Here is an 18,955-nt window from a genome sequence, read left to right on the forward strand (position 1 = left end):
ACGGCTGCATTCCCCGACATCCTCTGTCGGGGAATGCAGGTGGTTGACCCAAGGCATCTGTGATGAAATGCGACCCCACTCTCTATCGCGCCACGCCGCCATCACTTGCCGTGAAACCCCGTCTGATCCGCCACCTGTTCCTGCCGCCGCTGGTCATCGCCCTGATGGTCGGACTGGGTTACATCGGCTTCTGGACCAGTGAACATTTCGGCATCCGCAGCCTCGGCGAAAACGGCCAGCGCCAGCTGGAACTGCACGCCCGCGCGGTCGAAAGCGAGATCAGCAAATACACCTACCTGCCCAGCCTGCTGGAACTCGAATCGAGCGTTTCGCAGTTGCTGGACGACCCTACCCCGGAACACCGGCAAACGGTCAACGATTACCTTGAAGGCCTGAACCGGCGCAGCCGCAGTCGGGCCATCTACGTCATGGACACCACCGGCCGCGTCATGGCCACCAGCAACTGGCGCGACGTCGACAGTTATCTCGGTGAAGACCTGTCGTTCCGCGCCTACTTCCAGAACGCCATTCGCGGCCAGCCCGGACGCTTCTACGGGATCGGCAGCACCAACGGCGAACCCGGTTATTACCTGGCCCACGGCCTCGAAGAACACGGCAAGATCATCGGCGTCGCGGTGGTCAAGGTGCGCCTGGAAGCCTTGGAAGAACGCTGGCAACGGGCGCGCCTCGAAGCCTTCGTCAGCGATGAAAACGGCATCATCATTCTCTCCAGCGATCCGGCCCGGCGCCTGAAATCGGTCATTCCGCTGAGCGACGAGACCAAGGAAAAACTCGCCCGCAGCCTGCAGTACTACTGGTTTCCGCTGAACGAACTGCAACCGCTGGCCCGCGAAACCCTGTCCGAAGGTGTGGAGAAACTCACCTTCCCGGCCAACAGCGAAGTGCCGAGCCAACAGGATGGCGATGAGGAAAACATCAGCTATCTGGCGCAAACCCGACCGCTGAGCGATACCCCGTGGAATTTCACTCTGCTCACGCCGTTGCAGGATCTGCGGCGCGAGGCGATCAATCAGGGGATTCTGGTGGCAGTCGCCTTTGCGCTCGTGGCATTCCTGCTGATCGCCTGGAACGAACGGCGCAAGGTCATCGCCACCCGCCTCGCCGCCCGTGAAGCCCTGCAGGAAGCCAACAATCAGCTGGAACGTCGGATTACCGAACGCACCGCCGACCTGCGCGCCAGCAACGACCGGCTCAAGAGCCAGATCCGCGAACGGCGTCAGGCCGAGGAGACTTTGCGCCGTGCCCAGGACGAACTGGTGCAGGCCGGCAAACTCGCGGCGATCGGCCAGATGTCCACCAGCATCGCCCACGAACTGAACCAGCCGCTGGCGGCGATGCGCACACTGTCGGGCAACACCATCCGCTTCCTTGAACGCGGCCAGCTCGATGTCGCCAGCACCAACCTCAAGACCATCAACGACCTGATCGACCGCATGGGCCGGATCACCGCCAGCCTGCGCTCCTTCGCCCGGCGCGGTGACGACAAGGGTCGCGCCAGCCTTGGCAAAGCGGTGGATGCCGCGCTGCAAGTGCTCGGCGCCCGCGTCGAAAGTGCCTCCCTGCAACTGCATCGCCAGTTCGACGACGTGCAGGTGCAGATCGACCAGACGCGCCTGGAACAGATTCTGGTCAACCTGATCGGCAACGCCCTCGACGCCATGCAGGCGCAACCGCTGCCGGAGCTGTGGCTGGAAGGCGAAGAATTCAACGGCAAATATCGCCTGCGGGTGCGCGACAACGGTCACGGCATCGACGCCGAAGCCCGCAAGCATCTGTTCGAACCGTTCTTCACCACCAAGCCCGGCGAACAGGGCCTGGGCCTCGGCCTGACCCTGTCGGCCAGTCTGGCGGCCGCCACCGGCGGGCATCTGGGTGTCGAACACCCGGCCAGCGGTGGTACCACTTTCGTCCTCAGTTTACCGTTGGTAAGCCCTACTCCTGCCGAGCCAATATGAACAACGACCTCAGTGTATTGATCGTCGAAGACGACCCCCATGTCCTGCTCGGCTGCCAGCAGGCGCTGACGCTGGAAGACATTCCCTGCATCGGCGTGGGCAGTGCCGAAGAAGCGCTGGAGCAGGTCGGTGACAACTTCGCCGGGATCGTCATCAGCGACATTCGCCTGCCGGGCATCGACGGCCTGGAACTGCTGACCCGGCTCAAGCAACGCGACCGCAGCCTGCCGGTGGTGCTGATCACCGGACACGGCGACATCTCCATGGCCGTCGGCGCGATGCAGAAAGGCGCCTACGACTTCATGGAGAAACCGTTCTCCCCAGAACGACTGGTGGACGTGGCCCGCCGAGCCCTCGAACAACGCAGCCTGAATCGCGAAGTCTCGTCCCTGCGCCGGCAACTGGCCGAACGCGATTCCCTTGAAGGTCGGATCATCGGCCGTTCGCCAGCCATGCAGAACCTGCGCGAACTGATCGCCAACGTCGCCGACACCTCGGCTAATGTGCTGATCGAAGGCGAAACCGGTACCGGCAAGGAACTGGTCGCCCGTTGCCTGCATGATTTCAGCCGCCGTCACAGCAAACAGTTCGTTGCGCTGAACTGCGGCGGGCTGCCGGAAAACCTGTTCGAAAGCGAAATCTTCGGTCACGAGGCCAACGCCTTCACCGGCGCCGGCAAGCGGCGGATCGGCAAGATCGAACACGCCGACGGCGGCACGCTGTTCCTCGATGAAGTGGAAAGCATGCCGCTGCCGTTGCAGATCAAACTGCTGCGGGTGTTGCAGGAGCGCACTCTCGAACGCCTCGGCTCGAACCAGAGCGTGGCGGTGGATTGCCGGGTGATCGCAGCCACCAAGTCCGACCTCGACGAATCGAGCAAGGCCGGGGAATTTCGCAGTGACCTGTACTACCGCCTCAACGTGGTAACGCTGGAACTGCCGCCGCTACGCGAGCGCCGCGAAGACATCCTGCAACTGTTCGAACACTTCACCCAGCAATCGGCCCTGCGTTTCGACCGCGCGCTGCCGGAGCTGGACAACCAGACCCTGTCGAGCCTGATGAGCCACGACTGGCCGGGCAACGTGCGCGAACTGCGTAACGTCGCCGAGCGTTTTGCCCTCGGCCTGCCAGCGTTCAAGAAAACCGGCGCGGGTAGCGCAGGTCAGGGACTGGCCTTCGCCGAAGCGGTGGAAGCGTTCGAGCGCAACCTGCTCAGCGACGCCCTGCAACGCAGCGGCGGCAACCTGACCCAGGCCAGCCTGGAACTGGGCATGGCCAAGACCACGTTGTTCGACAAAGTGAAAAAATACGGCCTGAGCCATTAAGCGAGAACGACGTGGATCTGATTTTCAAGGCAATGCTCGGCGCGGCCGTGGTGGTGATCCTCGCCATGCTGGCCAAGACCAAAAACTACTACATCGCAGGGCTGGTGCCGCTGTTCCCGACCTTCGCCCTGATCGCCCACTACATTGTCGGCAAGGGCCGTTCGATCGACGACCTGAAGACCACCATCGTTTTCGGCATGTGGTCGATCATTCCGTACTTCGTCTATCTGGCGACCTTGTACGTGATGGTCGACCGCATGCGCCTAGAGGCTTCGCTGGCGGTCGCGGCGGTGGCGTGGCTGATGGCGGCGACGGTGCTGGTGTCGGTGTGGGTGCGGCTTCACGCCTGAATCAGACGTAGGTATCGGTGCACCGCTCGTCTGAAAATCACGATGACCTGTTAGATCTGACAGTAGACGGACCTCATCGGTAGCTGCTCAATCTCCCTATACGCAGGGGACTGCAGCGCTACCTTACTTGAGGCAAAAACATGGTCAGCCTATCGAGCAACACTAACGCTTCGACTCAGCAACTTGTCTTTTCAACGGATCACGACCCCTTGCGCATAATGGCGGATGTCCCGCCGTTCATTCCGGGGGCGAAAGCGCTGGCAAATAACGTCTACGGCGTGAATCGAAACATGGTGAATAGCGATCGACGGGGACTATTGGGTTACTTTTTCCCGTACTCGGACATGGACAGTCTGGACTTCATACAGTTACTCATCGGGACACCTCCCAGACCTGTCGGCGACCCCATTTCGGTAGGATCTAACGTCGACAAACCGGTACCGTTTTACCTGCCGTCTGATCTTCTGAATCAGTTGTTTTCCTCCCCCATCCCCATGCCTGATGCGTTGCCGTTGGTGTTCAAAGTCACACGTCCGAGCGGAAATACAAATACCTCTCCGCCCCTGCCTCTGCTGTTCAAACCCTTCGGTCCCGGTGAAGCAGATACACGGCCCGACCTGCCCAACAACCAGGGACTGGCACTGCCAATTCCCTCGGAGACGGTAATTGACAAACCCGTGCTGGACAATGGCATGACCGTCACTGTGCCGCAGTACCGGTATCAGGCAATCGGCGACACGGTTTATCTGATGGTTGGCCCGCTTGTCCTGAGCGTAACGGTCACCGCTTTGGGGGAGGTATTTTTTGACTTGCTTCCCGAATTTCTGGCCAGGCTGCCCAACACCGACAAGGTGGCGCTCAGTTATGAACTCGAAGACCGGGTGCACAACGCCAGTGGATGGTCAAGCGCAGTCATGCTGTCCCTGAAGCCTACCGCTGTGCTTCTCCCGCCCCCCCAGGTAGATGAAACGGATGCTGCAAACAATCTCGACTACAGCAGCCTAGCCGGCGCTGCGGCAACAGTTCTTTTGACGGACCAATTCAGCATTGGCGATAACTTACTACTCACCATTGTCCTGTTTACTTCCCGGGGTGACCGGGTCGAACATGTGATCGAAAGGACGATGGAGGCCAACAGCCGGCTTTTGCAAATACCGTTGCCAAACGAGCTCATTCGAAACGTCATCAAAGGTCTGTTTACGCTCAGCTACACGAAAAAACGCGGCACGATCACTCAGAGCTCCAAGTCCGCTACCGTTACCGTCAGCGCAAGCAAATCCGAAAACCCCGCCGCTGCCCCGACCATTACCGAACAGAAAGGAGACGAACTACCTGCGGACACCACGCTGGCGCATGTCGTGATCCCCAAATACTGGCCTTTGGCCAACGATGCAAAGATGACAATGTTCTGGCAGATAACCGGATCAGACGGGGTGGTGAACATGTATATGTTCAGACAATTCATTGTCGATGCAACCCAGGAGGTTGTCTTCACAGTGCCAGCCGACTACACCAAACGGTTCGCAAGCAAGCGATTGATCGTTGCCTACGAAATCGAAAATCCGGGAACGCCCTCAGTGCAGTCCGAGCTGTTGCTGCTTCAGATCGGTGCCTTACAAACGCAGACGCCTACAATTACCGCAACAATCAACACTCAGACAAACCAGCCTGTACTCAATGGGGGTACCACGACGGCAGTCAGTGTGACCGTGAGCGGCAGCTCGTCGGAAGACGAAAACCTGCAGATTCTGAACGGAAGCACACCGCTCGGTAATACGACAGCAAGATCGACCGGCAAATGGGACTTCACCTTTGTAGTCGCTGCACCAAATACTTATCAAATAATGGCCAAAGCGCTGTCCGGGACCAACCCACTCTCGAACACGTGGACGTTCAAAGTTGTCGCGCCTTTGAGCCTGGGCCAGAATCACTCACAGAATGCACAAGGCTGTTACAACTTCCGGGGAGTCAATCCACAATCACCACTGGCGCAAGGCATTTACCATCGATCCGCCACAGGAGGCACCCCACCATTCCGGTACTACTCTTCAAATCCGTCGGTCGCCTGGATAGATATAAACACCGGAAGAGTGCATGCGACGGGCAACGGGACAGCAATAATCTGGGTTTATGACAGTGCAGGTGGCACTGCGTTTTACGCCATCACTTTTTACAATGTTCAACGACTCGAATTCGGTTACACCACTTGGACCCCACCGGACCAACCCAACCTGGCAAACTACGGATTGACGCTAGGGGAGCTGGAAGTCGTCAGGAGAACGTACCGCGGCCCGGCGGGTACCGCGACCCAAAGAATGGGCTTGCCAAACGAACTGTATTGGTCAAAAGAAAATGTTCTTTACAACCCCGATGGTTCCTGGAGTCCGAACGCTTGGGCGATGTGGCTTTCCAGTATGGGTTCTGACTTAGGCATCTCAGCTTACGGAGAACGACGAGCCTGGCTTTATAAGATCGCAGGATGATTGGCAAGACGACAAACGCGCGGATCGGAGAAGCCTTGGCGACTGACACCCCCGAGGCTTCGCCCTACTCTCCCTACAACAAATTCCCTTCCGCCACCGGCTCGATCTGCGCCCAGTGCGACGTGTCTTCGCGGTGCTCGCGCAGATACGGCAACACCGCCGCCAGCAACGGCTCCTTGAACGCTTCCTGAAAACGGTGCGCCAGCCCCGGAATCAGCCGCAGCTGACTACCACGAATGTGTGCCGCCAGATGTACGCCGTGCATCACTGGCAACAAAGGATCCGCCGTGCCATGCACTACCAGCGTCGGGACGCGTAGTTGATTGAGCAACGCCACCCGGCTCGGTTCGGCGAGGATCGCCATGATCTGGCGCTTCACGCCTTCGGGATTGAACGCTCGGTCATAGGACAGCGCCGCTTGATGCAGCAACGCCTCGCGATCATCGCTGACTGAAGGACTGCCCAGCGCCGCCAGCAGATCGGCCTGTTGCTCAAGCGCGATCTGGCGATTGGGCGCGCCACGTCGTGCCAGCAACTGCACCAACGCCGCGCTCGGCGCCGGCAACCCTTCGGCGCCGGAGCTGGTCATGATCAGCGTCAGGCTCTCGACCCGTTGCGGCGCCATGGCCGCCATGTGCTGGGCGATCATCCCGCCCATGCTCGCGCCGAGCACGTGGAATTGCTCGACGTGCAACGCATCCATCAGGCCCAGCGCATCATCGGCCATGTCGGTCAGGCTGTAAGGCGCCGCCACCGGCAGGCCGAGCTTGTAGCGCAGTACCTCAAAAGTCAGGTTGGCTTCCACCGGCGTCTGGCGCCAGGTCGACAGACCGACATCGCGGTTGTCATAACGGATCACCCGAAAGCCTTGCTGACACAGCGCAACCACCACTTCATCCGGCCAGTGGATCAACTGCCCACCCAGGCCCATCACCAGCAACAGCGCCGGATCCGACGCACGACCGACGCTCTCGTAGGCCAGGCTCACCTGCTCCAGATCGACCCGTTCGGTCGGTACATTGACGTCGCAACGCGACGCCGCATTGGAGGCCGGAACGAAAAAAACCGCGGCCAACAACGCCGCGATTGCAAAAAATCCCTTGAACATGAAAAACACCGAAACGCAGAACCCCAGTAGAGCGCGAGTCTGATGAAGTTTGTTCAAGCGCGCTGCCACAGTTCGATGACAGTTTGATGAAGAGTGCCGAGCGGTCGACACTCTTCATCCGGTGCTGCCGTTACGCCAACTGACTGCGCAACTGCCGCGCCGCTGCCACCATGTTCACCAGCGCCGCTTCGGTCTCGGGCCATGCGCGGGTCTTCAGGCCGCAGTCCGGGTTGACCCACAGGCGCTGCGCCGGGATGCGCTTCACGGCCTTGCTCATCAGTTTCACCATCTCGGCAGTGTCCGGCACCCGCGGCGAGTGGATGTCGTAGACGCCCGGGCCGATGTCGTTCGGGTAGTCGAACGCTTCGAAGGCTTCGAGCAATTCCATGTCCGAGCGCGAGGTTTCGATGGTGATGACGTCGGCGTCCATGTCGGCGATCGCCTTGATCACGTCATTGAATTCGCTGTAGCACATGTGGGTGTGGATCTGGGTTTCATCCTTCACGCCCGACGCTGTCAGACGGAACGCTTCCACCGCCCAGTCGAGGTATTCCTGCCATTGTTCACGGCGCAATGGCAAGCCTTCGCGGAAGGCCGCCTCGTCGATCTGCACGATCTTGATTCCGGCGTTTTCCAGATCCACCACTTCGTCCCGCAGGGCCAGCGCCAGTTGTTGCGCCTGGACTTTGCGCGACACATCTTCACGGGGGAACGACCACATCAGCATGGTCACGGGACCGGTCAGCATGCCTTTCATCACCTTGTCCGTCAGGCTCTGGGCGTAGGTGATCCAGTCAACGGTCATGGCGTTCGGACGGCTGAGGTCGCCGTAGATCACCGCCGGTTTGACGCAACGGGAACCGTAGCTCTGGACCCAGCCGAAGCGGGTGAACAGGTAGCCGTCGAGCTGCTCGGCGAAGTACTCGACCATGTCGTTGCGCTCGGCTTCACCGTGCACCAGTACATCCAGCCCCAGACGTTCCTGCACCTGTACCGCGTGGCGGATTTCGCTGCGCATGGCGTCGTGGTAATCGTTGGCCGACAGCTTGCCCTGCTTGAACGCCTGACGGGCCAGACGAATCGAGCCGGTCTGCGGGAACGAACCGATGGTGGTGGTCGGGAACGTCGGCAATTTCAGACGCGCCTGCTGTGCGGCGATGCGCTTGGCGAACGGCGAATGACGCTGGCTGTCGCTGGCATTGATCGCCTCGATCCGCGCCTGCACGGCGGCCTTGTGAATACGCGGTGAACGGGCGCGACTTTCTTGAATCGCGCGGCTTTCGGCCAGTGCGCTTTGCACTTTCGGCGCTTGCGGGTCGTTCAGCGCATCACGCAAAACCGAGATTTCGCTGCACTTCTGCACGGCGAATGCCAGCCAGCTTTTCAGTTCCGGATCGAGCTTGTCTTCACGCTCGACATCCACCGGGCTGTGCAGCAACGAGCAGGAACTGCTGACCCACAGGTTGTCGCCAAAACGCTCCTGCGCCGGTTGCAGTTGTGCCAGCGCCTGCTCCAGTTCGCAGCGCCAGACGTTGCGACCGTTGACCAGACCCACCGAAAGAATCTTGTAGGTCGGCAGGCGATCGAGCACCTGACCCAGTTGATCCGGTGCACGCACGGCGTCGATATGCAGACCTTGCACCGGCAGGCCGACGGCCAGACCGAGGTTGTCTTGCAGACCGCTGAAATAGGTCGCCACCAGTTTCTTCAGCGGCGAGTACTGAAGGATGTGATAGGCGCGTTCGAAGGCGCTTTTCCAGGCTTGCGGCAGGTCGAGGGTGAGGATCGGCTCATCGATCTGCACCCACTCCACGCCCTGTGCGGCGAGGCGACCGAGGATTTCGTTGTACACCGGCAACAGGCGCTCAAGCAGATCAAGCTTGTCGAAGTCGTTGCCTTTCGCCTTGCCCAGCCACAGGTAAGTCAGCGGGCCGATGATCACCGGTTTGACGTTGTGACCGAGGGCTTTGGCTTCTTCGACTTCATCGAACAACTGCTCCCAGCTCAGCTTGAATTGCTGGCCTGCGCTGAATTCCGGGACCAGGTAGTGGTAGTTGGTATCGAACCACTTGGTCAGCTCTTGTGCGTACTGAGTCTTGCCGTGCTCGCCGCCACAGCAGGACGACGTGGCGCCACGGGCCATGGCGAACAGGGTGTCGAGGGTCGGCAGGCCGCGCTCGTCACGCACACCGTCGAAGCGCTCGGGGATCACACCGAAGGTCAGCGAGTGGGTCAGCACCTGGTCGTACCAGGCGAAGTCGCCGACCGGCAGCAGGTCGATGCCGGCATCCTTCTGCAGTTGCCAGTGTCTGGCACGCAGCTCGCGGCCGACCTGATTCAAAGCGGCCTGATCGAGATCGCCTTTCCAACAGGCTTCGAGGGCTTTTTTCAGTTCACGGTCGGCGCCGATGCGCGGGAAACCCAGGGTGTGTGCCACGGCCATGTCGAGTGTTCTCCATTGCGTAAAAGATGGCGCCATTGTCGACAGCCAGGGCAACATGAGACAAACTCAACCTTTTCGTGTTGATCACAAATTTTTCTCATGGAGCCTGCGGTGCTTGAGATCCGTCACCTGAAAACCCTGCATGCCCTGCGCGAAGCCGACAGCCTGGTCGATGCAGCCGACCGCCTGCACCTGACCCAGTCGGCGCTGTCCCACCAGTTCAAGGAACTGGAAGAGCGCATGGGCATGCCATTGTTCGTGCGCAAGACCAAACCGGTGCGCTTCACCAGCGCCGGCCTGCGCCTTCTGCAACTGGCCGACGCGACCCTGCCGCTGCTGCGCGCCGCCGAGCGTGATATCGGGCGTCTGGCCGGGGGCACCGCCGGGCGTCTGCACATGGCGATCGAATGCCACAGCTGCTTCCAGTGGCTGATGCCGACCATCGACCAGTTCCGCGATGCGTGGCCGGAAGTCGAACTCGACCTCGCTTCGGGTTTCTCGTTTGCCCCGCTGCCGGCTCTGGCCCGGGGTGATCTGGATCTGGTGGTGACGTCCGACCCGCTGGAAATCGCCGGCATCACCTACGTGCCGCTGTTCACCTACGAAGCCATGCTCGCGGTCGCCAATCAGCATGCGCTGGCGAGCAAACCGTACATCGTTCCCGAAGACCTGCTGACCGAAACCCTGATCACCTACCCGGTGGAACGGGATCGGCTGGACATCTTCACCCGCTTCCTCGAACCGGCCGACATCGAACCGGCGCAGGTGCGTACCTCAGAGCTGACGGTGATGATGATGCAACTGGTGGCCAGCGGTCGTGGCGTGTGCGGCATGCCGCACTGGGCGCTGCATGAATACAGCTCGCGCGGTTACGTGAAGGGCAAGCGGCTGGGTGAGAAAGGTCTGTTCGCGACGCTGTACGCGGCGATCCGCGCCGACATGCTGGACGCGCCGTACATGCGCGATTTCCTGCTGACGGCCAAGGACACCTCGTTCTCGACCCTGGATGGGGTCAGCGCGGTTCGTTGAGGCTGGCGGTCGGCACAGAAGGCGGGCACCACATGTGGATCTTGTCGAAGTAGTCCTCGCCGACCCGCACCGCCATCGGCTCGAGGCCGAACTGGATGAAGCCGCAGCGCTGGTACAGCTGGAACGCCGCGTCATTGCCGGCGGTGACGGTCAATTGAATGACTTTCAGCGCCGGGTGCTGCTGCGCCTCACCCAGCACCGCCTCCATCAATTTCAGCCCCAGCCCGCGCTGACGAAAGTCGGCCGACACATACATGCCGAAGACCGTTGCCTTGTGCCGGGCCTTTTCCCGAGGCTCGAACGCCAGGCCGACGATGCCCGCCAGCCGGCCGTCTTCGAACGCGCCGAACACCGCGTCGAGCTTGCTGGTCAGGCGTGATTCCCACCAGCTCAGCGGCATCACTGCGCGCTCGCGCACGCTGGAGGTGAACGCCTGCGGATGCCGGTCATAGGCTTCCAGCATCAATTCGCGATAGGCCAGCGCATGACTGGCGTCCAGCCGTTCGATCCACATGTTCAGGCGGCCTTGCGCTGTTCAAGCATCAGCCGCACGGCCAGGCCGCCCAGCACGAAGCCCATGAAATAACGCTGCGCCGCCAGCCAGGTCGGGTTGTTGACGAACCACGACGCGATGCCCGCCGCGAACAGCGCGATCAGCAGGTTGACGCTGAAACTGACGCTGATCTGGGTCAGGCCGAGGATGATGCTCTGGGTGAACACCGAGCCGTGCTCGGGGGTGATGAACTGCGGGAATACCGAGAGGTAGAACACCGCGATTTTCGGGTTCAGGGCGCTGGTCAGAAAGCCCATGGTGATCAGTTTGCGCGACGAATCCGCCGGCAATTGTTGCGCCTCGAATGGCGAGCGGGCGCCGGGTTTCACCGCCTGCCAGGCCAGCCACAACATGTACAGCGCGCCGGCCCACTTCAACACTTCATAGGCCATCGGCACCGCGAGAAACACCGCGGTCAAACCGGCGGCCGCCGCGAACAGATGCACAAAGAAACCCGCCACCACGCCGAGCAGCGAGGTCACCCCGGCACGGCGTCCCTGACAGATCGACCGCGAGATCAGGTAGATCATGTTCGGCCCCGGCGTCAGTACCATCAGCAGTGCAGCGGCGGCAAAAATCAGCAGGTCTTGAAGCGGGATCATGACGAAGTCCTTTACACGAATGATCAGGCGATCGCGGTCAGCGAGGCTCGATAAAACGGCAGGATCAGGTCACGTGTCAATGGGGCGAGAATTACATTGCCGTCGGTGGCCGGGTCGATCCAGATCACCTCTTCGATCTCGGCAGCCGGCAACACTTGAGCATCGATGGTCAACTGAAAGATCTCGGCCTGCACGACGAATCCCGGCTCGTTGGCGGCGGGCGCCGAGAACTGGCCGAGAAAGCTCGCCTGCGCCGGATCGATCACCAGTCCCAGTTCTTCTTCCAGCTCACGGGCCAATGCATGCACCGGCAGTTCATGAGGTTCGATCTTGCCGCCCGGTTGCATGAACGCCGTAGTGCCGCGCTTGCGCACCAGCAGGGTCTGGCCGTCGGGGTTGAGCAGCAATGCGGCAGCAATGCGAATGATGGAATTATTTGTGGTCGACATGAACGGAAAGCCTTTGACTCAAAAAACGGCAAGCATCACACGCCCGCCGTTCATGAGCAAAGACTCGGCCGGAACCTCAGGTCGCTTCCTGGAAATCCATCTCCGGCGGCTGCCGGCGGAAACCACCCGTAAGCACCGCCAGGTACACCACGCCAATCGCCAGCCAGCTCAGGCCCAGATACACCGCCAGGTGATCAAGGCTGACCATCAGCCACAAGTCCGCCGCCAGGCCGATGAACGGAAAGATCAGGAACAGGATCAATTCGCGCAGGCCTTTTTTCTCGCCGCCGATCCAATAGTGAAAAATCACCGACAGATTGACCAGGCTGAACGCCAGGAACGCGCCGAAGTTGATGAACGAGGTCGAGGTGGTCACGTCGAGTTTCAGCGCCAGCAAGGCCACCACCGCACACAGCAGGATGCTGTTGACCGGGGTGCCGAAGCGCTCGTGCAAGGTGCCGAAGAACGACTTGGGCAGCACACCATCACGGCCCATCGCGAACAACAAGCGCGAACCGCTGGCCTGCGCCGACAGGCCCGAGGCGAACTGACCGACGATCAGGCCGATCAGGAAGATCGACACGAACAGGTCGCCGCCGATGTTGCGCGCAATCTCGTAGGCCGCCGAGTCGACGCTGTCGAACTGGAACGAGGGGTGGGCGATCTGTACGAAGTACGAGACACCGACAAAAATCAGCCCGCCGATCAGGGTGATCAACATGATTGCCCGAGGGATGGTGCGGCGCGGATCGCGGGTTTCTTCGGTCAAGGTGCTGACCGCATCGAAGCCGAGAAACGAGTAGCAGGCAATGGCCGCGCCGCTCATGATCAGCGGCATCTGCATGTCGCCGTTGAAGAACGGTTTGATCGACCACAACGGCGTGCTGGCATCGCCGCCAACGTAATGCACGCACAGTGCGACGAAGGCGATCAGCACCAGAAACTGCACCAGCATCAGCAAGGCGTTGATGCCGTTGGCCAGTTTCAAGCCGATGATGTTGATCGCGCTGGTGATGCCGATGAATGCCAGTACCCAGACCCACTGCGGGATCGACGGGAACGCCGAAGCCAGGTACGCGGCGCCGATCAGCCAGATCGCCATCGGCAGAAACAGATAATCGAGCAGCACCGCCCAACCGGCGATGAAGCCGAGTTTCGGGCTGATGGCCCTGCGCACGTAGCTGTAGGCCGAGCCGGCCACCGGGAACGCGGCGGCCATTCGGCCATAACTCATGGCGGTGAAAAACATCGCCACCAGCGCCGCCAGATACGCGGCGGGCACCATGCCGGCGGTGGACTGGGCGAGGATGCCGAACGTGCCGAGGACAATGATCGGCGTCATGTAGGCGATGCCGAACAGCACCACCGCCCCTAGCGAAAGGGTGCGTTGCAAACGAGCCATGGGCGACTTACTCCGGATTTTATTGGATTTATGGCAGAGGCCGAGTTCGGCGAATGTTTCGGGTGTTGCTTGTTTTTTTGTTCGACTGGAGATCCTTACCCCCTCACCCCAGCCCTCCCGAAACGTCGGACCGCCCCCAAGGGGGCGAGGGGGAAAGGGAGCCGATCTCCATGCTTTTCAAGACCTGAGTTCACTCGGAATTTCAGGTCGACGTAACTTGAGCGAGCACCTCGGTCAGTCCCCTCTCCCTCCGGGAGAGGGTTAGGGTGAGGGCAGCGGTTCATCGGGCAGGAATCAAAAGCTCCCGAACACCACCATCCCGCTCCACCACCTCCCCCGGCAACCTCAACCGCTGATCATCCAGATACCGATAATCCTTGCGCGCCAGCTCCAGCTGGCCGAAATCCAGCTCGACACTGAACCGCCCGTCCTCACGCCCGGCCTCGAACAGCACCGTGCCCAGCGGGTCCACCAGCGCACTGCCGCCGGCAAACATCAACCCGTCATCCCCGGCTTCCACCCGATTGACCATCAGCGCAAACGCCTGGTTTTCCTGAGCCCGGGCCATGATCGCGGTACGGTGGGTCGGACCGTATGGGTCCATGTTGCCGTTGGTCACGATCAGCAATTCGGCGCCCAGTTGCGCCAGGGCCCGGGCCGACTCCGGGAACTCGATGTCGTAGCAGATCAGCAGACCGACCCGCACGCCGTTCCACAGGCAGGTGGCGTAACGGTCACCGGCCTCGAACACACCGCGATCCGAGGCCCAGAGGTGGGTCTTGCGGTATTTCAGGGCGATGCCTTCGGGGGTAATCAGCAGCGTGGTGTTGTAGAAGCGGCCGTTGTCGTTCTCGGCCATGCCGATCACCACGGCGAGGTTGCGTTCACGGGCGGCGACCTGCACGGCGCTGACGGTCGGGCCGTCCAGCGGTTCGGCGATCTGCGCCACGGTGTCGGCGGTCGGGAAGCCCATCAGGTGGGTCTCGGGGAACACGATCAATTGCGTGTCGACGGCGCAGGCCGCCATCGCGGCGAGGGCGCGTTCGAGGTTGTACGCCGTGTCTTTGTCACGGCCCGCCAGCTGGGCGAGTTCGACTTTCATGGGGAGTCCTTGTTATGAGCGCCGGGCGCCGAAAGATTGCCCGGCGGCTGTCTGTGGGCCAGTATGCTTCGCATTCGACCGGCCAGGGAATTACGCGGCCGGGGTAACCCGATAGGGGTAGAGGCATGACTCTTTCGTTTGACGACATCACCTGGCACCGCGCCGTCGGGCAGTTGATCGACGCCCTCGACAAGCCGAACTTCTGGGCGCAACTGGTGCGCCTGCTTGACCAGTACGTGCCGTTCGATAGCTGGGTGGCGCTGCTGTTCAGCGCCGACCGCCACCCGCAGGTGTTCGCCGAATGCCCCGGCGCCGACGGCAGTCCCGACCAGCTGTTTCAGGATTATCTGCGCGGTCTTTATCTGCTCGACCCGTTCTACATCGCCTGCCGTGAGCAGTCGCGCACCGGTTTGTATCGCCTGTCGGAGGTCGCGCCGGAGCACTTCGAACTGACCGAGTATTACCAGCGATACTTTCGTCTGAATGTGGTGGCCGACGAAATCCAGTTCAATTGCCAACTCGAAGGCGACCGCACGTTGTGCCTGTCGCTGGGCAGCCAGCAACGCTTCACCGGCGAGCAGATTGCCCTGCTGTCGCTGATCCAGCCGTGGGTGCTCGGCCTGTTGCGCCAGCGCCTGCCCTATGAAATCAACGAAACCGTGGCATTGGCCCCGGCGCCTGCGCAACCGGACTGGCGGGTGCAGCTCGAAGCGTCGGTGCAGCAACTCAAGGGCGCGCAATTGACCGCCCGGGAACTGGACGTCGGGCGCCTGATGCTCAGCGGTTGCTCCAGTAAAGAAATCGCCCGTAAGCTGGAAATCTCTGTTGAAACCGTGAAAGTCCATAAGAAACACATGTACAGCAAGCTGGGGATCAAATCCCAGTCGGAGCTGTTTTCGATCTTTCTGCAGGCGCAGAACGCCTGACTGCCGCAAAAAACCGTCCGAACCAAGGAAACCGTATGAGCCTGTCACTCCTGAGCCGCTACGCCTTCTTTGCCGTCTGCGTGATTTTCACCCTCGCCAGCCTGCCCTTTCTCGAACACGACTGGCTGTGGCCGATCACCGCCGTTACCGGCGTATTGAGCCTGATAGGCCTGTTCGACCTGATGCAGAGCCCGCACGCGGTGCGCCGCAATTATCCGATCCTCGGCAACATCCGTTATCTGGTCGAAGGCATCCGCCCGGAAATCCGCCAGTACCTGCTGGAATCCGACAGCGACGCCCTGCCCTTCTCCCGCGCCCAGCGTTCGCTGGTGTATTCGCGAGCCAAGAATGAAACCGCCGACAAACCGTTCGGTACCCTGATCGACGTCTACCAGTCCGGCTTCGAATTCATTGGCCACTCGATGCGTCCGGCGCCGTTGAGCGACCCGAGCAGTTTCCGCGTCACCGTCGGCGGCCCGCAGTGCACCCAGCCGTACTCGGCGTCGGTGTTCAACATCTCGGCCATGAGCTTTGGCTCGCTCAGCGCCAACGCGATCCGCGCGCTGAACCAGGGCGCCAAACTCGGCAATTTCGCCCACGACACCGGTGAAGGCAGCATCAGCCCCTATCACCGCGAACACGGCGGCGACCTGACCTGGGAACTGGGCAGCGGCTACTTCGGCTGCCGCACCAGTGACGGCCGCTTCGATCCGGAACGCTTCGCCGCCCAGGCGCAGACCCCGCAAGTGCGGATGATCGAAATCAAGATGAGCCAGGGCGCCAAACCCGGCCACGGCGGGATTCTGCCCAAGCACAAGGTCACCCAGGAAATCGCCGACACCCGCGGCATCCTGATGGGCGAAGACTGCATCTCGCCGTCGCGCCACAGCGCGTTCTCCACGCCGATCGAGATGATGCATTTCATCCAGCAACTGCGGGAACTGTCCGGCGGCAAACCGGTGGGCTTCAAGTTCTGCCTCGGCCATCCGTGGGAGTTCATGGGCATCGCCAAGGCCATGCTGGAAACCGGCATCCTGCCGGACTTCATCGTGGTCGATGGCAAGGAAGGCGGCACCGGCGCCGCGCCGGTGGAGTTCACCGACCACATCGGCGTGCCGATGCGCGAAGGCCTGCTGTTCGTGCACAACACCCTGGTCGGCCTGAACCTGCGGGACAAGATCAAGCTCGGCGCCAGCGGCAAGATCGTCAGCGCCTTCGACATCGCCAGCGTGCTGGCCATCGGCGCCGACTGGGCCAACTCGGCGCGCGGCTTCATGTTCGCCATCGGCTGCATTCAGTCGCAAAGCTGCCACACCAACAAATGCCCGACCGGCGTCGCCACCCAGGACACCCTGCGCCAGCGCGCGCTGGTGGTGCCGGACAAAGCCCAGCGGGTCTACAACTTCCACCGCAATACGCTCAAGGCCCTGGCGGAAATGCTCGCCGCCGCCGGACTCGATCATCCGTCGCAACTGTCGGCCAAGCATCTGGTGCGGCGCATGTCGGCGACCGAAATCAAACTGTTCTCGCAGTTGCACGTGTTCCTGAAACCAGGGGAATTGCTCACCGGGGAAGTGAACGGCGAGTTCTATTCGCGGATGTGGCAGATGGCGCGGGCGGACAGTTTCGAACCGCAGGAAATCGCGGCGGCCTAGACTCTGAACGGTCACCATTGCAGTAAGCGACCGTGGGGCGGTTCCTTCATCACGATGAAGCCGTAGTCGCCAATCAGGTAGAGGCGGTAATAGAGGCTGTCCACCAAAGGTGGATAGCCCATCAGACCGACGTGGGTCGCGTTGCGCCGTTCGCGCTCGGCGACCACGTTGGTAATGCCGGCCGAGGGCAGGTTTTCGGCGAGCATGAAGTAATCGATGTTCAGCAGATAGTGCAGCACCGGCAACTGTTTGAACGTACCCACCGTTCCCGCCAGCCAGCGATCGGAGTACGTCACCGAGATATATATCCGTTTGGCTTCGCGCAGCTCGCGATGAGATGAAATGTCGTGGCTCAGGCTGTAGAGCGCACTGCTGGCGAAGGTTTTCTCCATCGTCAGCACCCGGCCATAAGCGAAGGACAGCGACAGCGTGGCCAGAAGCGGAATCGCCAACACCAAAGGCAACCGTTGATGCAGCGGCATCAACCCCAGCCAGACCAGATAGAACAGCAACATCAGCAGCACACCGAATCCCATCAGGGTGCGCGCGCCTTCGTTGAAGTCGCGAAACAGCAGCGTCATGCCCGGCACCAGTAGCACAATCAACGGCAACGCCAGCAGACAGCTGAAGCTCAAGAGCAAACCCTTGGCGCGGGACATGTTGCGCTCGCGAATCTGCCGCCCCAACTGCACGGCGCCGAACACGGCGCACAGCACCAGCACAATAAAAATCGCCGTGTAGCCGCCGTGAAACAGCAGCGCAACTTTCTCTATCACCCGACCGATATTGATGCCGATCTGCAGCAACGGATCAGCGCTCGCATTCAGCAACTGCGTGCGCCCGTGGTCCGTGAACGGATAGGCCGTGACGCTGTAGATCGACACCGCCAGCAGCAGCTGCGCCAGCCTCCAGCCTGACTGGCACCAGAGCGCTGACCACGGCATTCGCCCGTGAACATTCCTGAGCAATTCAAGGCAACACAGCCCGAGAAACACATTGAGGCTGATCTGATACAACCCGATCGCCAGCGCCAGCAACGCCGACGGCACCAGCCATCGCTGAATGCGCGAAGCGCCGCAAAACGTGATCGCGTAAATCACCGCGACCAGACTCAGGGCCATGCCGGCCCCGTCGTATTGATAGGACAGGTTCTGCAACAGAAACGGGTTGTACCAGAGCGGCAACGCCACCAGACAACAGGCCAGCGTCGGTTCGGGAAAATAGTGGAAGGTCAGCCGGGTCAAAGCGAACGACATCGCTACGGCGGCAAGCAACAGCGGCAGAGGAAAAATATTCGGCGCAGCGTCGGTGAAGGTCAGCGCCTGATACAACCAGTCCATGAACAACCGCCCCTGCCCGGCCCAAGCGTTGCCGGCGGCCAGCGTGCGCCAGTTATCGTCGATGTAGGGGAAGTCGGCAAGAATCAGCGGCAGGATGTACAGCAGCGTGGCGAGCAGGAAGAACAGCACGACCTGACGGCGGCCGAGTTCTCGTACGAGAAAATCGCTCATCCTCATACCTGCGCCTCTGTTCACGGCTGCGCTGGAAACAA

General features: G+C 61.1%; 15 protein-coding genes. 7 read left to right on the forward strand and 8 right to left on the reverse strand.

Translation table 11 applies throughout. From position 1 onward, the window contains the following. Nucleotides 1–62: 62 nt before the first annotated feature. The 4 genes from CAF74_RS03190 to CAF74_RS03205 all read left to right on the forward strand — a co-directional run bounded on the left by CAF74_RS03190 (nt 63) and on the right by CAF74_RS03205 (nt 6,134). A complete protein-coding gene (locus tag CAF74_RS03190) occupies nt 63–1,976 on the forward strand; it encodes a sensor histidine kinase (protein WP_085745279.1) in 1,914 nt (637 codons plus the stop codon). Continuing rightward, entirely contained in the window at nt 1,973–3,301 is a 1,329-nt protein-coding gene (locus tag CAF74_RS03195) for a sigma-54 dependent transcriptional regulator (protein WP_039765821.1), read from the forward strand. Before CAF74_RS03190 ends, CAF74_RS03195 begins: the two co-directional genes overlap by 4 nt. 20 nt (nt 3,302–3,321) lie before the next feature. Beyond that, a complete protein-coding gene (locus CAF74_RS03200; protein ID WP_162831789.1) occupies nt 3,322–3,651 on the forward strand; it encodes a GlpM family protein in 330 nt (109 codons plus the stop codon). A 140-nt stretch (nt 3,652–3,791) separates the two neighbouring features. Continuing rightward, nucleotides 3,792–6,134, forward strand: a complete 2,343-nt coding sequence (locus tag CAF74_RS03205; RefSeq protein WP_085745280.1) for a hypothetical protein — start codon at nt 3,792–3,794, stop codon at nt 6,132–6,134. Nucleotides 6,135–6,207: 73 nt separating this feature from the next. Here CAF74_RS03205 and CAF74_RS03210 read toward each other — a convergent pair whose 3' ends face one another. Next, a complete protein-coding gene (locus CAF74_RS03210; RefSeq protein WP_085745281.1) occupies nt 6,208–7,242 on the reverse strand; it encodes an alpha/beta fold hydrolase in 1,035 nt (344 codons plus the stop codon). Between the two features lie 130 nt (nt 7,243–7,372). Further along, a complete protein-coding gene (metE, locus tag CAF74_RS03215) occupies nt 7,373–9,685 on the reverse strand; it encodes a 5-methyltetrahydropteroyltriglutamate--homocysteine S-methyltransferase (protein WP_085745282.1) in 2,313 nt (770 codons plus the stop codon). 111 nt (nt 9,686–9,796) lie between these two features. Here metE and metR point away from each other — a divergent pair, with 111 nt between their 5' ends. Further along, a complete protein-coding gene (gene metR, locus CAF74_RS03220; RefSeq protein WP_007953158.1) occupies nt 9,797–10,714 on the forward strand; it encodes a transcriptional regulator MetR in 918 nt (305 codons plus the stop codon). Here the strand turns inward: metR and CAF74_RS03225 are convergent. The 5 genes from CAF74_RS03225 to CAF74_RS03245 all read right to left on the reverse strand — a co-directional run bounded on the left by CAF74_RS03225 (nt 10,698) and on the right by CAF74_RS03245 (nt 14,822). Further along, nucleotides 10,698–11,228 (reverse strand): GNAT family N-acetyltransferase, encoded by a 531-nt coding sequence (locus CAF74_RS03225; RefSeq protein ID WP_085745283.1) that lies wholly within the window; start codon nt 11,226–11,228, stop codon nt 10,698–10,700. The genes metR and CAF74_RS03225 overlap by 17 nt on opposite strands. 2 nt (nt 11,229–11,230) lie before the next feature. Continuing rightward, entirely contained in the window at nt 11,231–11,869 is a 639-nt protein-coding gene (locus CAF74_RS03230) for a LysE family translocator (RefSeq protein ID WP_085745284.1), read from the reverse strand. Nucleotides 11,870–11,892: 23 nt separating this feature from the next. Beyond that, nucleotides 11,893–12,318: an NUDIX domain-containing protein gene (locus CAF74_RS03235; RefSeq protein WP_085745285.1), complete on the reverse strand. Its 426-nt coding sequence runs from the start codon at nt 12,316–12,318 to the stop codon at nt 11,893–11,895. A 76-nt stretch (nt 12,319–12,394) separates the two neighbouring features. Further along, complete coding sequence (locus tag CAF74_RS03240; RefSeq protein ID WP_085745286.1) at nt 12,395–13,720, reverse strand: APC family permease; 1,326 nt, start codon at nt 13,718–13,720, stop codon at nt 12,395–12,397. A 280-nt stretch (nt 13,721–14,000) separates the two neighbouring features. Then, nucleotides 14,001–14,822, reverse strand: coding sequence for a carbon-nitrogen hydrolase family protein (locus CAF74_RS03245; RefSeq protein WP_085745287.1), 822 nt, complete (start codon nt 14,820–14,822; stop codon nt 14,001–14,003). Nucleotides 14,823–14,947: 125 nt separating this feature from the next. On the opposite strand from CAF74_RS03245, the gene CAF74_RS03250 reads away from it, so the two are divergent. Together CAF74_RS03250 and CAF74_RS03255 are read left to right on the forward strand one after the other, a co-directional pair. Further along, nucleotides 14,948–15,748 carry a LuxR C-terminal-related transcriptional regulator gene (locus CAF74_RS03250; protein WP_011335770.1) on the forward strand — a complete coding sequence of 267 codons (801 nt, stop codon included), beginning with the start codon at nt 14,948–14,950 and terminating at the stop codon, nt 15,746–15,748. Between the two features lie 35 nt (nt 15,749–15,783). Continuing rightward, nucleotides 15,784–17,403 (forward strand): FMN-binding glutamate synthase family protein, encoded by a 1,620-nt coding sequence (locus tag CAF74_RS03255; protein ID WP_064383868.1) that lies wholly within the window; start codon nt 15,784–15,786, stop codon nt 17,401–17,403. 11 nt (nt 17,404–17,414) lie between these two features. Here the strand turns inward: CAF74_RS03255 and CAF74_RS03260 are convergent, their stop codons facing one another. Then, nucleotides 17,415–18,920: a glucosyltransferase domain-containing protein gene (locus tag CAF74_RS03260; RefSeq protein WP_085745288.1), complete on the reverse strand. Its 1,506-nt coding sequence runs from the start codon at nt 18,918–18,920 to the stop codon at nt 17,415–17,417. Between the last annotated feature and the right edge of the window lie 35 nt (nt 18,921–18,955).

The sequence above is a fragment of the Pseudomonas sp. R45(2017) genome, from assembly GCF_002112305.1.
Classification (GTDB): domain Bacteria; phylum Pseudomonadota; class Gammaproteobacteria; order Pseudomonadales; family Pseudomonadaceae; genus Aquipseudomonas; species Aquipseudomonas paraglycinae.

What these genes read in the sequence shown, in the direction of transcription:
- CAF74_RS03195 (WP_039765821.1), top strand. Translation starts at nt 1,973, where the DNA reads ATGAACAACGACCTCAGTGTATTGATCGTCGAAGACGACCCCCATGTC.
- CAF74_RS03240 (WP_085745286.1), bottom strand. Translation starts at nt 13,720, where the DNA reads ATGGCTCGTTTGCAACGCACCCTTTCGCTAGGGGCGGTGGTGCTGTTC.
- CAF74_RS03260 (WP_085745288.1), bottom strand. Translation starts at nt 18,920, where the DNA reads ATGAGGATGAGCGATTTTCTCGTACGAGAACTCGGCCGCCGTCAGGTC.
- CAF74_RS03250 (WP_011335770.1), top strand. Translation starts at nt 14,948, where the DNA reads ATGACTCTTTCGTTTGACGACATCACCTGGCACCGCGCCGTCGGGCAG.
- metE (WP_085745282.1), bottom strand. Translation starts at nt 9,685, where the DNA reads ATGGCCGTGGCACACACCCTGGGTTTCCCGCGCATCGGCGCCGACCGT.
- CAF74_RS03210 (WP_085745281.1), bottom strand. Translation starts at nt 7,242, where the DNA reads ATGTTCAAGGGATTTTTTGCAATCGCGGCGTTGTTGGCCGCGGTTTTT.
- CAF74_RS03225 (WP_085745283.1), bottom strand. Translation starts at nt 11,228, where the DNA reads ATGTGGATCGAACGGCTGGACGCCAGTCATGCGCTGGCCTATCGCGAA.
- CAF74_RS03230 (WP_085745284.1), bottom strand. Translation starts at nt 11,869, where the DNA reads ATGATCCCGCTTCAAGACCTGCTGATTTTTGCCGCCGCTGCACTGCTG.
- CAF74_RS03205 (WP_085745280.1), top strand. Translation starts at nt 3,792, where the DNA reads ATGGTCAGCCTATCGAGCAACACTAACGCTTCGACTCAGCAACTTGTC.
- CAF74_RS03245 (WP_085745287.1), bottom strand. Translation starts at nt 14,822, where the DNA reads ATGAAAGTCGAACTCGCCCAGCTGGCGGGCCGTGACAAAGACACGGCG.
- CAF74_RS03235 (WP_085745285.1), bottom strand. Translation starts at nt 12,318, where the DNA reads ATGTCGACCACAAATAATTCCATCATTCGCATTGCTGCCGCATTGCTG.
- CAF74_RS03190 (WP_085745279.1), top strand. Translation starts at nt 63, where the DNA reads ATGAAATGCGACCCCACTCTCTATCGCGCCACGCCGCCATCACTTGCC.
- CAF74_RS03255 (WP_064383868.1), top strand. Translation starts at nt 15,784, where the DNA reads ATGAGCCTGTCACTCCTGAGCCGCTACGCCTTCTTTGCCGTCTGCGTG.